Annotated in this window: 2 protein-coding genes and 1 pseudogene; all 3 read left to right on the top strand. The window is 64.8% G+C overall.

Going from position 1 to position 19,967, the window contains the following annotated elements:
* Positions 1–2: 2 nt before the first annotated feature.
* Entirely contained in the window at positions 3–2,684 is a 2,682-nt protein-coding gene (locus ACZZZP_RS11570) for a condensation domain-containing protein (RefSeq protein ID WP_463536537.1), read from the top strand.
* Positions 2,627–7,828 (top strand): amino acid adenylation domain-containing protein, encoded by a 5,202-nt coding sequence (locus tag ACZZZP_RS11565; protein ID WP_463536536.1) that lies wholly within the window; start codon positions 2,627–2,629, stop codon positions 7,826–7,828. Before ACZZZP_RS11570 ends, ACZZZP_RS11565 begins: the two co-directional genes overlap by 58 nt.
* A pseudogene (locus ACZZZP_RS11560) lies at positions 7,828–19,967 on the top strand (non-ribosomal peptide synthase/polyketide synthase). Before ACZZZP_RS11565 ends, ACZZZP_RS11560 begins: the two are co-directional and overlap by 1 nt.

Here is a 19,967-nt window from a genome sequence, read left to right as displayed (position 1 = left end):
GCATGACCCCGAACACCACCGCCCGCATCGCCGAAAAGTTCATCGGGTTGTCGCTCGAACAACGTCGCCAGTTCCTCGCCAAATTGCAGCAAGACGGCAAGGATTTCAGCCTGCTGCCCATCGTCGCCAGCCGTCATCAGCAGCCGCATGTGCCGCTGTCGTACGCGCAGCAGCGCCTGCTGTTCCTCTGGCAAATGGAGCCCCACAGCGCGGCCTACAACATGGCCGCCGCCTTGCGCTTGCACGGCGCGCTTGACGAACAACGGCTGCAAGCGGCGTTCGACGGTTTGCTGCAACGCCACGAAACCCTGCGCACGGTGTTTCATCTCGAGGGCGAGCAGGCCGAGCAAAAAGTGCTGCCGGCGCAGCCCCTCGTCGTGCAGCGCAGCGACCTGAGCCAAGTGCCCGCCGAGCAGCGCGAAGCGCAGGTTCAAGCGCTGGTAGAAGCCGGCGTCGCGCAGTCGTTCGACTTGCTCAATGGCCCGCTGCTGCGCGCCAGCCTGATCACCCTCGCCAGCGACGAACACGTGCTGCTGGTGTGCATGCACCACATCGTCTCCGACGGTTGGTCGATGGACGTGATGGTGCGCGAATTCGTGCAGCTTTATCAGCATGGCCCGGGCAGCCTCGCGGCATTGCCGGTGCAATACGCCGATTACGCGCTGTGGCAACGGCGCTGGTTGGAGGCGGGCGAGGGCGAGCGGCAATTGACCTACTGGCGCGAGCAGTTGGGCGATGAGCATCCGTTGCTGGACGTAGCCGCGGATTTCCCCCGGCCGCCGGTACAAAGCTATGCCGGCGCCACCGTGCGCTTCGACTTTGGCGCAACGCTATCGCAGCGCATGCAGGCGCTGGCGCGCAGCCAGGCCAGCACGCTGTTTATGCTGGTCTTGGCCGGCTACGGCTTATTCCTCGCGCGCCACAGCGGCCAGCACGACATCCGCATCGGCGTGCCGAATGCCAACCGCGGCCGGGAAGAAGTGGAAGGCCTGATCGGCTTTTTTATCAACACGCAGGTGCTGCGCTGCCAAATCGACTGGCGCCAAAGCTTCACCAGTTTGCTCGCACAGATTCGCGAAACCAGCCTGGCGGCGCAGGCCCATGAGCAATTGCCGTTCGAGCAACTGGTCGAGGCGTTGCAGCCGCAGCGCAGCCTCGGGCACAACCCGTTGTTTCAGGCCAAGTTCAACCAGAACGTCGGCCTGCAAACGCGCGAAGCCTTGCAGCTGCCGGGGCTGAGCATTAGCGAATACCCGCTGCACAAAGTCGGCACGCACTTTGATCTGGCGCTGGATATCACCGACACCGGCGCCACCGTGTTGGGTGAAATGACCTATGCCAGCGACTTGTACCAACCCGCCAGCATCGACGGGTTTATTGCCAGCCTGCGCGAGTTGTTCGAACAGGTACTTGCCCAGCCGGACGCGCCGCTGTGCAGTCTGAACAACACGCCGGTGCCGACCGCACCGGTTAGCCGCGCTGCGCTGCCGTCCGTGCTGGAGCGCTGGAATAAGCAGGTGGCCGAGCAGCCTCAGGCGCTGGCGGCGGTGTGCGGCGACCTTCGCCTGAGCCACGCCGAGCTGGAGGCTCAGGCCAACGCATTGGCCGCCCATCTGCAACACCGTGGCGTGCGCGCGGGCATGCCGGTGGCGGTGCTGTTGGACCGTTCGATGCCCTGGCTGGTGACGTTGCTGGCGACGCTGAAAGCCGGCGCCGTGTATATGCCGCTGGATGTGAAAGCGCCGACCGAGCGTGTAGTGGCCATGCTGCAACGCGCCAACGCCGCGCTGGTGGTGCTCGCCGCTGACGATGAGCGCCGCGAGCAACTGGGCGGCGCCGTACTGGCTTACGCCCCGCAGCAATGGCCCGCCAACGCCACGCCATTTCCGGTGGTGCTGCAGCCAAACAGTCCGGCGTATGTGATTCATACCTCCGGTTCAACCGGCCAGCCCAAGGGCGTGGTGGTCAACCACGGCGCGCTCGCCAGTTATGTTGACGGCGTGCTGGATCGCCTGGCCTTGCCGGCCGGCGCGAGCATGGCGCTGGTCTCCACCATTGCCGCCGACCTCGGCCACACCCTGGTGTTTGGCGCGCTGTGTTCCGGGCGACCGCTGCATGTGGTGGAACCGGAGCTCGGCTTCGACCCGGATCGCTTCGCCGCCTATATGGCCGCCGAGCACATCGACGTGCTGAAGATTGTGCCCAGCCACCTCAACGGTTTGCTGCAAGCGGCGAACCCCAGCGATGTATTGCCCAGCCACGCGTTGCTGGTGGGCGGCGAGGCGTGCTCGCAGGCGCTGTATCAGCGGGTGCGCCAGCTCAAGCCAGCGTGCCGCTTTATCAACCACTACGGCCCGAGCGAAACCACCGTCGGCGTGCTCACTCATGAGCAAACCGGCGAGCTGCTGGAAGGCAACGTACCGCTCGGCGCCGTGTTGCCTGGCGTTCAGGTGCAGGTGCTGGATGCTTTTCTGAACCCGCTGCCAGAACGGGTGGCCGGCGAGCTGTATATCGGCGGCGCCAACGTTGCCGACGGCTACCTGGGCCAGCCGGCGCTAACCGCCGAACGCTTTGTGCCGGACCCTTTGGCGCGCCCGGTTCACGCGCTTACCGCAGTGGCGACCGGGTGCGCCGCAGCGCCGATGGTGTGCTGCATTTCCTCGGCCGCAGCGACGATCAGGTGAAAATTCGCGGCTACCGCGTCGAGCCCGGTGAAGTGGCAAAAGTGCTGCGCCAACTGCCCGGCATCAGCGACGCTGCCGTGCTGGCTCAGCCGGTGCAAGAGCAGCTGCAACTGGTCGCCTATTGCGTAGGCGATGTGTCGGCAGCGGCCATCAAGGACCAGCTGCAAACCCTGCTGCCGGACTACCTGATTCCCGCCCACATCCTCACCCTGGAGCGCCTGCCGCTCACTGCCAACGGCAAGCTCGATCGCCGCGCCTTGCCCAGCCCGCAGGTGCAGCAACTCACCTATGCGGCACCGCGTAATGAGGTGGAAAGCACCTTGGCGGCGATCTGGCAGGACGTGCTCAAAGTCGCGCAGGTGGGCGTGCACGACAACTTCTTCGAACTGGGCGGCGACTCGATTCTGAGTCTGCAAATCATCGCCCGCGCCAAGCGCCAGGGCCTCAAGCTCACGCCGCGCCAACTGTTTGAAAAGCAGACCGTGGCGCAACTGGCGCAGGTCGCTAAACCGGTGGTGGCTAAAGCGGTCGCAGCCGTCGCCAGCAGCGCTGACATTCGCCTGCTGCCCGTGCAGCAGCGCTTTTTCGAAATGGCCCTGGAACAACCACAGCATTACAACCAGGCGGTGCTGCTGACCCTGCGTCAGCCACTGGGCGCCGACACACTCGGGCGCGCCTTGAACGCCTTGCTGCAACAGCACGAGGCGCTGCGTTTCAGCTTCTATCAGCACGAGGATCGCTGGCTGGCGCGCACACGATCGGTGGTCGACAGCGACGTGTTGTGGCAGCGCGATGTCGCCACTGCCAGCGAACTCACCGCCATTGCCGAGCAGGCACAACGCAGCCTCAACCTGAGTCAGGGTCCGCTGCTGCGCGCGGTGTTGTTCACCCTGGCCGACGGCACTCAGCGCCTGTTGTTGGTGATCCATCATCTGGCCGTGGACGGCGTGTCTTGGCGCGTGCTGTTGGAAGATTTACACGCACTGTGCGCCGGGCAAACGCTTGACCCGGCGCCGAGCCAACAGCGCTGGGCCGAGCGCCTGGCGCAATGGACCCAGCAACAAGGCGCGGCTTCGGTCACTCACTGGCAGCACGCGTTGCAGCGCATCAGCGCCGAGTTGCCGGCCGCCCGTGCCGGCGCCAGCCTGAACCTGGAACACAGCCACGGCCTGTATTGCCGCCTGAGTGCCGAGCACACGCGGCAACTGCTGCAACAAGCGCCCGCCGCCTACCGCACCCAGGTAAACGATTTGCTGCTGACGGCACTGGCGCGCACCTTGTGCCACTGGACCGGCCAGCCCAGCGCCTTGATTCAGCTCGAAGGCCACGGCCGCGAAGCGCTGTTCGAGGACATCGACCTGTCGCGCAGTGTCGGCTGGTTTACCAGCTTGTTTCCCCTGGCGCTGAGCCCGGCCGCCGAGCTGGCCGAGTCGATTCAGACCATCAAAGAACAGCTGCGCGCCGTGCCAGACAACGGCATCGGCTTTGGCGCGCTGCGCTACCTCGGCACGCCTGAGCAACAAGCGGTGCTGGCGGCATTGCCGCAGCCGCGCGTGACGTTCAATTACCTCGGCCAGTTCGACCAGAGCCTGGCCGCCGACGGCCTGTTTGCGCCGGCTGACGAAGCCATCGGTGCTTTGCAGAATCCGGACAACCGCCTCGGCAACTGGCTGAGCATCAACGGCCAGGTGCTGAACGGTGAGCTGGAACTGGGCTTCACCTTCAGCCGCGCGATGTTCGCCGAAGCCGACATCGCCGCGCTCGCCGAGCGGTATGGCCAAGAACTGCGCGCGGTAATCAGCCATTGCCTGAGCGATAGAGCAGGCGGCGCCACGCTCAGCGATTTCCCCTTGGCCGGGTTCACGCAGCAGCAGTTGCAACAGCTGCCGTTCGACCTGCGCCAGGTCGAGGCCATTTACCCGCTGTCGCCGATGCAGGAAGGCTTGCTGATGCACACCTTGCTGGAGCCCGGCTCCGGCATTTACATGATGCAGTACTGCTACACCGTCGACAGCGCCATCGACCCCGAGCGTTTCCGCCGCGCCTGGCAAGCCGTGGCCCAGCGTCACGACGCGCTGCGCACACGGTTTTCCTGGAACGTGGGCGAGCGCATGGTGCAAGTGGTGCAGCGCGTGGCCACGCCGGATGTGCAGATTCACGACTGGCGCCAGGTGCCGGCCCACGAGCACGAAGGCAAGCTGTTCGCCATGCTGGCGGACGAACGTGGTGCCGGCTTCGACCTGCAAAACGCCGTGCCTTTTCGCCTGCGCCTGATCCAGTTGAGCGACCAGCGTTTCGGTTTTGTGCTGAGCAATCACCACATTCTGATCGACGCCTGGTGCCGTTCGCTGCTGATGGACGAGTTCTTCGCCGAGTACGCGGCGCTGGCGCAAAACCGCAGCGCCGCCTTGCCGCCGGCTTCGCGCTACGGCGACTTTATCGCCTGGCTGCAGCAGCAAGATCGCCCGGCCTCGGAACGCTTCTGGCGCGAACAACTTGCCGGCTTCGAGCAACCCACGGGCCTGCCATTCGACCGTCAGCCGCTGCGTGAGGCCGGGCATTCGTTGATTGGCGACGTGCAAACCCAGCTGAGCCGCGAACAGACCCAGCAGTTGCAAGCCACCGCGCAGCGTCTGCAACTCACCGTCAACACCTTGGTGCAGGCGGCGTGGGCGCTGACGCTGCACCGTTACAGCGGCGAGCGCGACGTGCTGTTTGGTGTGACGGTTGCCGGGCGCCCGGTCGATATGCCGGACATGCAGCGCACTGTTGGCCTCTTTATCAACAGCATCGCCCTGCGCGTGCATCTGCCTGAGGCCGGCAGTGCGACAAGCGTTGGCGAATGGCTGCAAGCGCTGTTCGCCCTCAACCTGCGCCTGCGCGAGCACGAACATTTGCCGCTGGTGGACATTCAAGCGTGCAGCGAAATCGGCAAGGGGCAGCCGCTGTTCGACAGCCTGTTTGTATTCGAAAACGCGCCCGTTGAAGAAGGCGTAATGGAGCAGGCGCAAAGCCTTAACGTCAGCTCAGACTCCGGCCGCACCCACACCAACTACCCGATGACGGTGGTGATCTACCCAGGCCAGGCGCTGGGTCTGCATCTGTCGTATGACCAGCGCTGGTTCGAGCGCAGCACCGTCGAGCAGCTGCTGGCCGACTTCAATTTCCTGCTGCTGCAACTGGCCGAACAGCCGCAACAGCGTTTTGATGCGTTGCCGTTGTTGGCCCCTGAACAACGCCGGCAGTTGCTCGACGATTTCAACCAGACCGCCCGCGACTACCCGTTGCAGCACGGTTACGCGACCATGTTCGAACAACAGGCACGGGCGCACGCCGACCGATTGGCTGCCCGCTGCGGCGGCGAGCAATGGCATTACCACGAACTCGACAGCGCCGCCAACCGCATGGCCCAGGCGCTGCTGCGCGCTGGCGTACAGCCGGACCAACCGGTGGCGTTGCTGGCCGAGCGCGGCTTGCCGCTGCTGGGCATGATCGTCGGCACCCTGAAAGCTGGCGCCGGCTACCTGCCTCTGGACCCGCACCTGCCGGCCGAACGCTTGCGCCACATCCTCAGCCTGAGCCGCGCGCCCGTGCTGGTTTGCACCGCCGAATGCGTGCCGGCGTTGCAACCGTTGCTCGCCGCCGTCGAGGCCAGCCAGCGGCCGCAGCTTTTGGTCTGGGAACAGCTGCAACAGACCAGCCACGCCAGCGCGCCAAACCTGCCCATCGGCCCGCGTCACCTGGCCTATGTCATTTACACCTCTGGCTCCACCGGCCAGCCCAAGGGCGTGATGGTCGAGCAGGCCGGCATGCTCAATAACCAGCTGAGCAAGCTGCCGTATTTGCGCCTGAGCCAAGACGATGTCATCGCGCAGACCGCGTCGCAGAGTTTCGATATTTCCGTGTGGCAGTTCTTGACCGCTGCGCTGTGCGGCGCGCGGGTGGAAATTGTGCCGGACGCCATCGCCCACGATCCTCAGGCGCTGCTGGCGCACGTGAATGCCACTGGCATCAGCGTGCTGGAAAGCGTGCCGTCGCTGATTCAAGGCATGTTGGACGGCGAGGCCGATGCCTTGCCCAACCTACGCTGGCTGCTGACCACCGGCGAGGCGATGCCGCCGGAACTGGCGCGGCGCTGGTTGCAGCGTTACCCGCATATTCCGCTGATTAACGCCTACGGCCCGGCCGAGTGCTCGGACGATGTGGCGCTGACGCCCATCAGCGAGGCGCATACCGCGAGCATCTATCTGCCCATCGGCTTGCCCACCGACAACAACACGCTGCACGTGCTCGACGGCCAGTTGGAGCTGGTCGGCACGCGCGCCGTGGGCGAGTTGTGCGTGAGCGGCACGGGGGTGGGGCGCGGTTATGTCGGCGACCCGGTTCGCACCGCGCTGGCCTTTGTGCCAGACCCCTACGCCCGCACGCCGGGCCAACGCCTGTACCGCACCGGCGATCTGGCGCGGCGCCGCGTTGATGGCGTGTTGGAGTACGTGGGCCGGCGCGATCATCAGGTGAAAATTCGCGGCTTGCGCATCGAGCTCGGCGAAATCGAAGCGCGCCTGAGCGAGCAGCCCGAGGTGCGCGAGTGCGCCGTGCTCGCCCAGGATCAAGCCAGCGGCCGGCATCTGGTGGCGTACGTCACCACCAACGAGCCCTGCGCCGACGAGGCGCTTCAACGCGCGTTGCGTGATCGCCTCAAGGCGGCGCTCAAGCGCCAGCTGCCGGACTACATGGTGCCGCAGCAATGGGTGGTGCTCGAGGCCATGCCGCTGAACGCCAACGGCAAGCTGGATCGCAAGGTGCTGGCGGCGATTGAAAGCCAGGCCGTGTACGGCGATTTCGTCGCCCCCGAGGGCGAGCTGGAAATGCAGCTGGCGGCGGTCTGGCAAGAACTGCTCGATGTTGAGCGCGTTGGCCGGCACGACAACTTCTTCGAACTCGGCGGCCATTCGCTGCTGCTGGTTCGAGTGATTTCCCGGTTGAAAAACACCCTCGGCGTCGAGCTGCCCATGCAGGACTTCTACCGCGCCAGCAGCGTGGCCGAACTGGCCGCGTCCATTGAAAAGAGCAGGGAGCACGGCAGCGTCGAAGACGACTACGACGCCATCTTCGCCACCCTCGACGAACTGGAGGAGGCGTAATGCTCAAGCAGCCCTCGGCACACACGCAAGCACTGGTCGACCGCATCAAAGGGCTGGGCTTTGCCAAGCGCCGTGAACTGTTTCAGAAACTGACGGAGAAGGGCGTTAACGTCGGCCGCTTGCCCATCGTGCCGGCCTGCGAGCGCGATGCCTTGCCGTTGAGTTACGCCCAGCAACGCCAGTGGTTTCTCTGGCAACTGCAGCCGGACACCAGCGCGTACCACATGCCCACCGCCATTCGCCTGCAAGGCGCGCTGGACCTCGCCGCCCTGCAACATGCCTTCGATGCACTGGTGGCACGTCACCACACCTTGCGCACGACGTTCGAGCTGCGCGACGGCCAGCCGCAGCAACGCATCCAACCAGCGGCGGCGGTGGCGATTGAACGCGTCCCCATGCCCGGCGCGGCACTGCCGGCCATCACCGAAGCAATCAGCCGCGAGGCGCAGCGGCCGTTTGATCTGGAGCACGGGCCGCTGCTGCGCGTGCAGCTGTTACAAATCGCCGACGACGACGCGGTGTTGCTGATCGTGCAGCACCACATCGTGTCCGATGCCTGGTCCATGGAATTGATGGTGCAAGAGCTGATCGGCCTGTACCAGAACCGTCGCCTGGGCATTGAAGACGCGCTGCCACCGCTGCCGATTCAATACGCCGACTACGCCGCCTGGCAGCGCCAGTGGATGGAAGCCGGCGAGGGCGCGCGGCAACTGGCGTACTGGCGCGAACAATTGGCCGGTGGCGAAACCCTGCTGGAATTGCCCGGCGACTGGCCGCGCCCGGCGCAGCGCTCCGGGCAGGGCGCGCGCCTGAGCGTGGACCTGCCGTTTGCCCTGGCCGCAGCCATCAAGCAACTGGCGCAGCGCGAAGGCTGCACGCCGTTTATGGCGCTGCTGGCGTCGTTCCAGTTGCTGTTGCAGCGCTACAGCGGGCGAACGCAGATTCGCGTTGGCGTGCCCTCGGCCAACCGCAACCGGGGCGAAACCGAGCGGCTGCTGGGCTTTTTCGTTAACACCCAGGTGTTGAGCGCAACCGTCGGCAACCAGGCCTCCTTCCGCGACCTGCTCAAGCGCGTGCGGCAAACGGCCGTAGACGCCCAAGCCCATCAGGACCTGCCCTTCGAACAACTGGTCGACGCCCTGCAACCCGAACGCAGCCTCAGCCACAGCCCGCTGTTCCAAGTGCTGTTCAACCACCAGGTAAGCGCCGCAGCGGGCGAGGGCATGCACCTGCCGGGCTTGCAAATAAGCCAGGTGCAATGGGCGATGCCGACCGCGCAATTTGACCTGAGTCTGGATTGCACCGAGCACCCTGGCGGCATTAGCGCCGATTTTATCTACGCCACCGACCTGTTTGCCGCGCCGCGTATTCAGCGGATGGCGCAGCACTGGCAGAACCTGCTGCACGCCATCGTCGCCGCGCCGGATGCGCGCTTGGGCGAACTGCCGATGCTCAGCGAGCAGGAGCGTGAGCAGGCGCTGATCGGCTGGAACCAGACGCAGCGGCGCTATCCGGATGCACCGTTTGTGCACCGGCTGTTCGAAGCGCAAGTGATGCGCCAGCCGCACGCGCCCGCGCTGGTGTTTGGCGCCACAGCGTTGAGCTATGGGCAACTGAACGAGGCGGCGAATCGTCTGGCCCGGCATCTGCAAACCCTTGGCGTGGGTGCCGATGTACTGGTGGGTATCGCCGCCGAGCGCAGCGTGGAAATGGTGGTCGGCTTGCTGGCCATTCTTAAAGCGGGCGGGGCTTATGTGCCGCTGGATCCGGAGTATCCGCAGGACCGTCTGGCCTACATGTTCGAAGACAGCGGCATCGCCTTGTTGCTGACGCAATCGCACCTGCTGGAAGCGTTGCCGGTTCCCGCCGGGCTGAGCTGTCTGACGCTGGATGAGCCCGGCGCATGGGCAAGCCAGGCACGCGAAAACCTGGATGTAACCCTGCATCCGGAAAACCTCGCGTACGTGATTTACACCTCCGGCTCTACCGGCAAACCCAAAGGCGCCGGCAACCGCCATGTGGCGTTGTACAACCGTCTGGCCTGGATGCAGGAAGCCTATGGGCTGAACGCCAGCGACAGCGTTTTGCAAAAAACACCGTTCAGTTTCGACGTCTCGGTGTGGGAGTTTTTCTGGCCGCTGATGGTTGGCTCGCGGCTGGTGGTTGCCGGTGTGGGCGATCACCGCGACCCGGCAAAACTGGTGGAGCTTATTACCCGCGAGGGCATCACCACGCTGCACTTTGTGCCCTCGATGCTGCAGGCCTTTGTCGCCGACGAACTGGCGGTGCAATGCCAGAACCTGAAACGGATTATCTGTAGCGGCGAAGCCTTGCCCGTGGAACTGCAACGGCAAACCCTCGCGCTGCTGCCCAACGCCGGCCTTTACAACCTGTATGGGCCAACCGAGGCCGCCATCGACGTAACCCACTGGACCTGCCTCGAAGAAGGCCAGGATGCGGTGCCCATTGGCCGACCCATCGCCAACCTGCACACCTATGTACTGGATGCCGAACTGAACCCCGTCAGCACCGGCGTAACCGGCGAGCTGTATCTGGGCGGCGTGGGTCTGGCGCGTGGTTATCACCGTCGTCCGGCACTGACCGCCGAACGTTTCGTGGTCGATCCATTTCGTGCCGGCCAACGCCTGTACCGCACCGGCGACCTGGCGCGCCAACGCGAAGACGGCGTTATCCAATACGCGGGGCGCATTGACCATCAAGTGAAAATCCGTGGCCTGCGCATTGAGCTGGGCGAAATCGAAGCGCGGCTGCACGAGCTGCCGGCCGTGCGCGAAGCCGTGGTGGTCGCGGTAGACGGCAAGCAATTGCTCGCCTACGTGGTGCCGGAGCCGGACACCCTGGCCCGTGCCGAGGCCGAGATACAAGGCGGCTACTTGCACGCGCTCAAGGCCAGTCTGCTCAGCACATTGCCCGACTACATGGTGCCCACGCTGTGGCAGCTGCTGGAACGGATGCCGCTGTCGCCGAACGGCAAGCTCGACCGCAAAGCGCTGCCCAAGCACGAAGCGGCGCCCACACAAACGACCTACCAAGCGCCGCGCAATGCCCTGGAACAGCAACTGGCCGCCCTCTGGCAAGAGGTGCTGCGCGTTGAACAAGTGGGCGTCGATGACAACTTTTTCGAGCTGGGTGGCGACTCGATTATTTCCATTCAGATCGTCAGCCGCGCCCGCCAGGCCGGCATCCGCTTCGCCCCGCGCGATTTGTTCCAGCACCAGACCGTGCGCCGCCTGGCTGGCGTGGCGCAGCGCAGTGAAGCGTTGCAGGTGGAGCAGGGACCGGTGACCGGCGAGGCGCCGCTGCTGCCGATTCAGCAGGCGTTTTTTGCCACGGCCATTCCCCAGCGTCAGCACTGGAACCAGTCGCTGCTGCTGGCGCCGGTCGAAGCCTTGGATGCCGCCTTGCTGGAACTGGCGCTGAGCACGGTGGTGAACCATCACGACGCCTTGCGCCTGCGTTATCGCCAAGTGGACGAGGGCTGGGTGCAGGAACACGCGGCGCTTGATGGCAACGATGGGTTGCTCTGGCAAACGCACCTCGACGACGTCGCACAGTTGCCGGCGTACTGCAACGAAGTACAACGCAGCCTCAACCTCAGCGATGGCCCGCTGCTGCGCTCGGCGCTGCTGCACCTGGCCGATGGCACGCAACGGCTGCTGCTGGTGATTCATCACTTGGTGGTGGACGGCGTGTCGTGGCGCATTCTGCTGGAAGACCTGCAAAGCGCTTACCGCCAGGGTCGTCTGCCGGCGAAAACCAGCGCTTACCAAACCTGGGGCCGGCGCTTGCAGCAGCACGCTGTCAGCGCGGCCATGGGCGGCCAGCTCGCCTACTGGCAGCAGGCACTGGCGCACGCGCCGCATGACCTGCCGGCTGACAATCCTGCCGGTTCGCTGCAGCAACGTCACGCCCGCAGCGTGGCCACACGGCTGAGCGCCGAGCACACCCGGCAGTTGTTGCAACACGCACCGGCTGCCTATCGCACCCAGGTCAACGACCTGCTGCTGACGGCGCTGGCGCAAGCGGTATGCGAATGGAGCGGGCAACCCTCGGCGCTGATTCAACTGGAAGGCCATGGCCGCGAAGAGCTGTTCGCCGACATCGATCTGTCGCGCACCGTGGGTTGGTTTACCACCCTGTTCCCGGTGTGCCTGCAACCGTCGGCGGACCTGGCGGCGTCGATCAAGCACAGCAAACAAAAGCTACAGAACATTCCCGACAAAGGCCTGGGTTTCGGTCTGCTGCGCTACTGCGCCAGCGCCGAGATTCAGCAGGTGCTTGCCGCCTTGCCGCAGCCACGCATCACCTTCAACTACCTCGGCCAGTTCGACGCCGACTTCGCCGCCGACAGCCTATGGACGCCGGCCGACGAAGGCCGTGGCGCCGGGCAGGACGAGGCGGCGCCGCTGGGCAATTGGCTGAGCGTGGACGGGCAGGTGTATGGCGGCGAGCTGAGCCTGAACTGGACCTTCAGCAGCGAGATGTTCAGCGAGGCGCGCATTCAGCAACTGGCCGACGCCTATCAGCAGGCGCTGGTGGCGGTGATCGAGCATTGCCTGGTCGACGACAACGCCGGCCTTACGCCAGGCGATGTGCCGATGGCCGAACTGACCCAGGCGCAACTCGACGCCTTGCCGGTGCCGGCACGGCAGATCGCGACCGTCTACCCGCTGTCGCCCATGCAACAGGGCATGCTGTTCCACAGCCTGTACGAGCCCAATGGGCCGACCTATATCAACCAGATGCGCGTGGATATTCACGGCCTCGATGTGCCGCGTTTTACCGCCGCCTGGCAGCAGGCCGTGGACCGCCATGAACTGTTGCGCGCCGGCTTCGTGTGGGACAACGGCCTGGAAACGCCCCGGCAGATCATCCACCGTCAAGCTGTGCTGGAGGTTTCGGTGTGCCCGCACGGCAGCGATGCCGACGCCGTCGCCGCCACCGAACTGCAACGCGGCTTCGACCTGGCGCGCCCGCCGTTGCTGCGCTTGGCCCTGGTTCCCACGGGCGCTCAGCGCTATCACCTTATCTACACCAGCCACCATATTTTGCTGGACGGCTGGAGCAATTCACGCCTGCTCGGCGAAGTGCTGCAAGCCTACGCCGGGCAAGCGGTGGCGGCGCCGTCGAGCGATTACGCCGACTACCTCGGCTGGCTACAGCGCCAAGACCGCGCCGCCAGCCTGGCCTTTGGCAAGAGCAACTGGCGCCGCTGGAAGAACCGACGCGCCTGGCGCTGGCCTGCGGTCACCACCCGGACGCCAAGCCAGGGCAAGACGCGCACCTGGTAAACCTCGGCGCGGCGTTCACGCATGCGCTGCAAGCCTTCGCCCGTCAGCAGCAAGTGACGCTCAATAGCCTGCTGCAAGCGGCGTGGGCGGTTCTGTTGCAACGCTACAGCGGGCAGGGTTGTGTTGCGTTTGGGGCCACCGTGTCTGGCCGGCCGGTGGAATTGGCCGGCATCGAGGAACAGCTAGGGCTGTTTATCAACACCTTGCCGGTAGTGACCAGCCCGCCGCCGGCGCTCAACGCCGTGCAGTGGACCCGTGCGGTGCAGGCGCAAAACCTGGCCCTGCGTGAGCACGAACACATGCCGCTGGCCGAGCTGCAACGCCTGGCCGGGCATAACGGCGAAGCCTTGTTCGACACCTTGCTGGTGTTCGAAAACTACCCGGTGTCCGACGCCCTGGCCGCCGCGCCGGGCGGGCTGAAGTTTGCCAACCTGGCGTACAGCGAACAGAGCGGGTATGCACTGACGCTGATCGCTCAGGTGGGCGCCGAGCTTGAGCTGGGTTTCCACTTCCTCACCGAGCACTTCAGCGCCCACAGCATCCAGCGCATCGCCGGCCAACTGGTGCGCCTGCTCACGCAGTTTATGCACCAGCCCGAACGCGCCCTCGGCGACGTGCCATTGCTGGTGGAAGCCGATCACGCCCGTGTGGTGAACAGCTGGAACGACACGGCGAAACACTACCCGGACGTGCCGTTTGTGCATCAGCTGTTTGAAACGCAAGCAGCCCGCCAGCCGCAGGCGCCGGCCTTGGTCTTTGGCGACACGGCATTGAGCTATGGCGAACTGAACAGCGAGGCCAATCGTTTGGCCCAGCACCTGAAAACCTTGGGCGTTGGTGCCGATGTGCTGGTGGGTATTGCCGCCGAGCGCAGTGTGGAAATGGTGGTGGGGTTGCTCGCCATTCTTAAAGCGGGCGGGGCTTACGTGCCGCTCGATCCGGAGTACCCGCAAGACCGTTTGGCGTACATGTTTGAAGACAGCGGCATCGGCTTGCTGATGACCCAATCGCACCTGCTCGACGCACTGCCGATCCCTGTTGGACTGACGTGTTTAACGCTGGATACGCCGGACGCCTGGGCGCATCAATCAGCCGAAAACCCGAACGTTGAACTGCACCCGGAAAACCTCGCTTACGTCATTTACACCTCCGGTTCCACGGGCAAACCCAAGGGCGCGGGTAACCGTCATGTCGCGCTGTACAACCGCTTGGCGTGGATGCAAGAGGCCTACGCGCTGGATGTCAGCGACAGCGTTTTGCAAAAAACGCCGTTCAGTTTCGATGTGTCGGTGTGGGAGTTTTTCTGGCCGCTGATGGTTGGCTCGCGTCTCGTGGTTGCCGGCGTCGGCGATCACCGCGACCCTGCAAAACTGGTCGAGCTGATCACCCGAGAGCACATCACCACGCTGCACTTTGTGCCCTCCATGTTGCAGGCCTTTATCAGTGATGAACTGGCCGTTCAGTGCCAGAACCTCACGCGGATTATCTGTAGCGGCGAAGCGTTGCCGGTCGAGTTGCAACGGCAAACCATGGCGTTGCTGCCCAGCGCTGGGCTCTACAACCTCTATGGCCCGACCGAAGCCGCCATCGACGTCACCCACTGGACCTGCGTCGAAGAAGGCCGCGACGCCGTGCCCATCGGCCAGCCCATCGCCAACCTGCACACCTATGTGCTGGACGGCGAATTAAACCCGGTCAGCCCCGGCGTAACCGGCGAGCTGTACCTGGGCGGCATCGGCCTGGCGCGCGGTTATCACCATCGTCCGGCGCTGACTGCGGAACGCTTTGTGGTCGATCCGTTCCACGTCGGGCAGCGGCTGTACCGCACCGGCGACCTGGCCCGCCAACGCGAAGACGGCGTGATCGAATACGCCGGGCGTATCGACCATCAAGTGAAAATCCGTGGTCTGCGCATTGAGCTGGGCGAAATCGAAGCGCGGCTGCACGAGCAACCCAACGTTCGCGACGCCGTGGTGGTGGCGCACAGCGGCAGCCACGGCAACTACTTGGTCGCCTATGTGGTGGCCGAGCAGGGCGCCGAGGTTGCCGACTTGAAAACCACGCTGCTCAAGCACCTGCCCGATTACATGGTGCCGAGCCAATGGATGCTGCTGGAGGCGCTGCCGCTGTCGCCCAACGGCAAGCTCGACCGCAAGGCGTTGCCCGTGCCGGAGCAGAGCGTGGCGCAGCACGCCTATGTTGCGCCGCGTAATGCGCTGGAAATGCAACTCGCCGCCATCTGGCAAGACGTGCTGCGCGTCGAGCAGGTCGGCATCGAAGACAACTTCTTCGAGCTGGGCGGCGACTCGATTATTTCCATCCAAATCGTCAGCCGCGCTCGCCAAGCGGGCATCGCCCTCGGCCCGCGTGATCTGTTCGAACAGCAAACCATCGCCAACTTGGCGGGCATTGCCGTCACAGGTTCAGCGGCGCAACCGGCCGTGCAGCGCATTCAAATCGACCCCATGCAACGCGCTTCGCTGCCGGTAGCTGAAAGCGATATCGAAGACGTGTACCCGCTGTCGCCGATGCAAAAAGGCATGCTCTTTCACACCCTGGAAGACAGCGGCGAAGCGCTGTATATCAACCAGGTGAGCCTGCCGGTGACTGGCCTCGACGTGGCGCGTTTTGAAGCGGCGTGGGCGTTTGTTACCGCGCGCCACGGCGTGCTGCGCACCAGTTTCCACTGGCAGGCCGAGCTCAGCGAGCCGCTGCAAGTGGTGCACAAACAGGCGCGCATGCCCTTGGAAATTCGCGATTGGCGCCAGCGTGCCGTGAACGACGAGGCGCTCGCCGAGCTGGCACAGCAGGAAGCGTCGCGCGGTTTTGCGCTGGACCAGGCGCCGCTGCAACGCATGCTGCTGGTGCAGCTGGGCGAGCAGCATTTCCACATGATCTGGACCAGCCACCACCTGTTGATGGACGGCTGGAGCAGTTCGAATTTGTTCGCCGAAGTGCTGCAGCACTACGCCGGCCGTCCGCTGCACGACACACCCGGGCGCTACGGCGACTTTATCGCCTGGCTGCACAGCCAGGACAAAAGTGCCCTGGAAGGCTTCTGGCGCGCGCAGCTGGCAAACGTCGAACCGACTTCCCTGAGCCAGGCCGTATACCCGCGTCACGTCAGCGAGGAAAACGGCCACGCCGCGTTGTATTCCAACTGGAACGACGCGTGGACGGCGCGGTTGCAACAGCATTGCCGGCGGCTGCGCATTACCCCGAACACCTTTATTCAGGGCGCCTGGCTGCTGCTGTTGCAACGCTACACCGGCCAACGCACCGTGAGCTTTGGCGCCACGGTGGCGGGCCGGCCGGAAAGCCTGCCCGGCGCCGACAGCATGCTCGGGCTGTTTATCAATACCTTGCCGGTGATTCAGAGCCTGCACGCCGAGCAGCCGCTGGACACGTGGTTGCAACAGCTACAGGCCTACAACCTCGATATCCGCGCCTATTCCCACGCGCCCCTGGCCGACGTGCAGCGCTGGTCCGGGCTGGGCGGGCAGGCGTTGTTTGACAGCATTATCGTGTTCGAGAACTACCCCATCGACCAACGCTTGCGCGAGGCTGAGCCGGCTGGGCTGAGCTTTGGTGCATCGAAGGATCTGGGCGTGACCAACTTTGCTATGGACTTGGCCGTTCACTTGGGCGACAGCCTGATGATCGAGTACATGTACCTGCGCGCCAGCTTCAGCGAGCAGGGCGTGGCGCAGATTCGTGCGCTCATGGAAGCGACGCTGGAGGCCATGCTGGACGCGCCGCAGGAGCGCCTGGGTAATCTGCAACGGCTGCCCGCCGCGACGCTGACCGAGCTGCAACACTGGAGCGCTGCCCCTGCGCCGAGCCATCGTGCGCAGCTACTGCCGGACCTGATCGCCGAGCAGGCCGGGCAACAACCGCACGCCCTGGCGATTGCATGCGGCGATGCGCAGCTGAGTTATGCCGAACTGGATAGCGCCGCGAACCGACTGGCGCGTGTGCTTCAAGCGCGTGGCGCGGCGCCGGAAGTGGTGGTGGGCGTGGCGTTACCGCGCTCGGTAGAGATGATCGTGGCGCTGCTGGCGGTGATGAAAACCGGCGCCGCGTATGTGCCGCTAGACCTCGACTACCCGGCCGAACGCCTGGCCTACATGATCGACGACTCGGCCATGGCGCTGCTGATTACCCGCAGCGAGGTGCAGGGCACCTTGCCGATTCCGCCCAACGTGGGCGTGGTCGCGCTGGACCTGTTGTCCACCGACGGCGACAGCCGCGCGCTGGCCTCGCCGCTGCTGGCCGATAACCTTGCCTACCTCATCTACACCTCCGGCTCCACCGGCCGCCCCAAAGGCGTGGCCGTCACCCATGGGCCGCTGAGCATGCACTGCCAGGCGATTGCCCAGCTGTACGAAATGAATGCCAGCACCCGCGAACTGCTGTTTATGTCGTTTGCCTTCGACGGCGCCCACGAGCGCTGGCTAAGCACCTTGGCCAGCGGCGGAGCCCTGGTGATTCGCGACGGCACCTTGTGGACGCCCGAACACACCTGCGCCGTGCTGCATGAACAGCGCATCAGCATCGCCTGCTTCCCGCCGGCGTATCTCAAGCAACTGGCCGAATACATCGAAGCCAGCGGCGTGCCGGCACCGGCGGTACACACCTACTGCTTTGGCGGCGACGCGGTGCCGGAGCAGAGCTTCGAGCAAGTGAAAGCAGCGCTGCGACCGACGTACTTCACCAACGGCTACGGCCCGACCGAAACCGTGGTCACGCCCATGCTCTGGCGCGTGCCGCTGAGCGGGCGCTGCGAGGCGGCGTATGCGCCCATCGGCAAAGCAGTGGGGCAGCGTTCGTTGCATGTGCTGGATGTCGACCTCAACCCGTTGCCGGCCGGGTTTGCCGGCGAGCTGTACATCGGCGGGTACGGCGTGGCGCGCGGTTACCACGGGCGGCCCGAGATTACCGCCGAACGCTTCGTGCCCGACCCGTTTGGCGAAGCGGGCGCGCGCCTGTACCGCACCGGCGACCTGGTGCGCCTGCGTGCCGACGGCGTACTCGACTACGTGGGGCGCATCGACCATCAAGTGAAAGTGCGCGGCTTCCGAATTGAACTGGGCGAAGTGGAAGCCAGCTTGCGCCGCCAGCCGGGCGTGGAAGACGCCCTGGTGATCGCCCGCGATGGCGCTTCGGGCAAACAGCTGATTGGCTATGTAGTCAGCGGCGAAAATGCAAACGGCGAAGCGCTGCGAGCGGCACTGCGTGAGCAACTGCCCGACTATATGGTGCCCGCGCAAGTGCTGGTGCTGGCCACATTTCCCGTCACTCCCAACGGCAAACTCGACCGCAACGCGCTGCCGGAACCGAGCTTCACCAGCAGCGCTTATGTAGCGCCGCGCACTGAACAGGAACGCCTGCTGGCCGAGATATGGGCCGAGGTGTTGCAGGTGGAACAGGTGGGGATTACCGACAGCTTCTTTGAACTGGGCGGCGACTCGATTCTTAGCCTGCAAGTGATCTCGCGCGTGCGAAATCACCCGGCGCTGCAACTGCAATTGAAACTGCGCGACCTGATGCGCGAACCGACCATTGTCGGGTTGCTGGGGCAGCCGCAGTCGGCAGTGATTGGAGCGCCTGTTTTCGTGCCCGTGGACGACCGTCAGTTCGCCTTGCTGCCCGTGCAAGCCGCGTTCTTTGCCCGGCATACCAGTCAGCCGCAGCACTTCAACCAAAGCCTGCTGCTGCGCGCCACACAGCCGCTGAACCGCGAGGCGCTGCGCAGCGCACTGGCGACGGTGGTGGCCCATCACGACAGCCTGCGCCTGCGCTTTAGCGAAGAGCGCGGGCAGTGGCGTCAGGCCTACGGGCCGGTCAATAACGACACGCTGCTGTGGGAAGAAACCGTGGCGGACGAGGCGGCCTTGCTGGCGCTATTCAACCGTGCCCAGCGCAGCCTAAACCTGCAAACGGGCCCGCTGTTACGCGCCGTTCACGCCACCTTGGCGGACGGCAGCGAGCGGTTGTTGTTGGTGGTGCATCACCTGGCCATGGACCTGGTCTCCTGGCGCGTACTGAGCGAAGACCTGCTCCAGGCCTACGCCGGCAACCCGCCCGAAAAAACCGCCAGCTACCGCGCCTGGATCGAACATTGGCAGGCGCAGGTGCCGCTTCTGGCTGACGAGCAGCGCGACTTCTGGCGCGAACAGTTAGCGGGCGAGGGCGACCACTGGCCCTGCGACAACCCGCGCGGCAGCAACATCGTGCAGCATCAAGTCACGGTTAGCCGAACGCTCAGCAGCGAAGGCCTGCAAGCCCATAAAGCAGCGGTAAACGAACTGCTGCTCACCGCGCTTGCCAGCGCCCTGTGCGACTGGACCGGCCGTGACAGCGTGGCCATTGAACTGGAAACCCATGGCCGCGTTAACGACGACCGCGCGCCGGACGTTAGCCGTACCCTCGGCTGGTTCACCAGCCAATTTCCCCTGCGCCTGAGCGCGAATCTCGCGGCCGTGCAGCAAGCGCTGAACGGTGTGCCCGATAACGGCGTTGGCTTCGGTTTCTTACGCAATGAATTCGCCAATACGCCGCACGTCAGCTTCAGCTACCTCGGCCAGGCCAACGCCAACTTCGGCCCCGCGAGCACTGCGTTTACCGTCGCCAACGAACCGGTTGGCGACGAGCACGGCCCGCATGCGCCGCTTGCCAACGAACTGGAAGTGGTGGCGCAAATCGGCGACGGGCAGCTGTACCTGCGCTGCAACTTCAGCAACCGCCGCTACCGCACCCAGCGCATCGAACGGCTGATGGACGCCTGCAAGGCCCACCTCATTCACCTGCTGCAACCGGAGGCGTAA

The sequence above is a fragment of the Pseudomonas sp. AC211 genome (genome assembly GCF_979258055.1).
The sequence above is the reverse complement of the archived record's forward strand: the minus strand, read 5'-3'. Positions and strand labels throughout refer to the sequence as shown.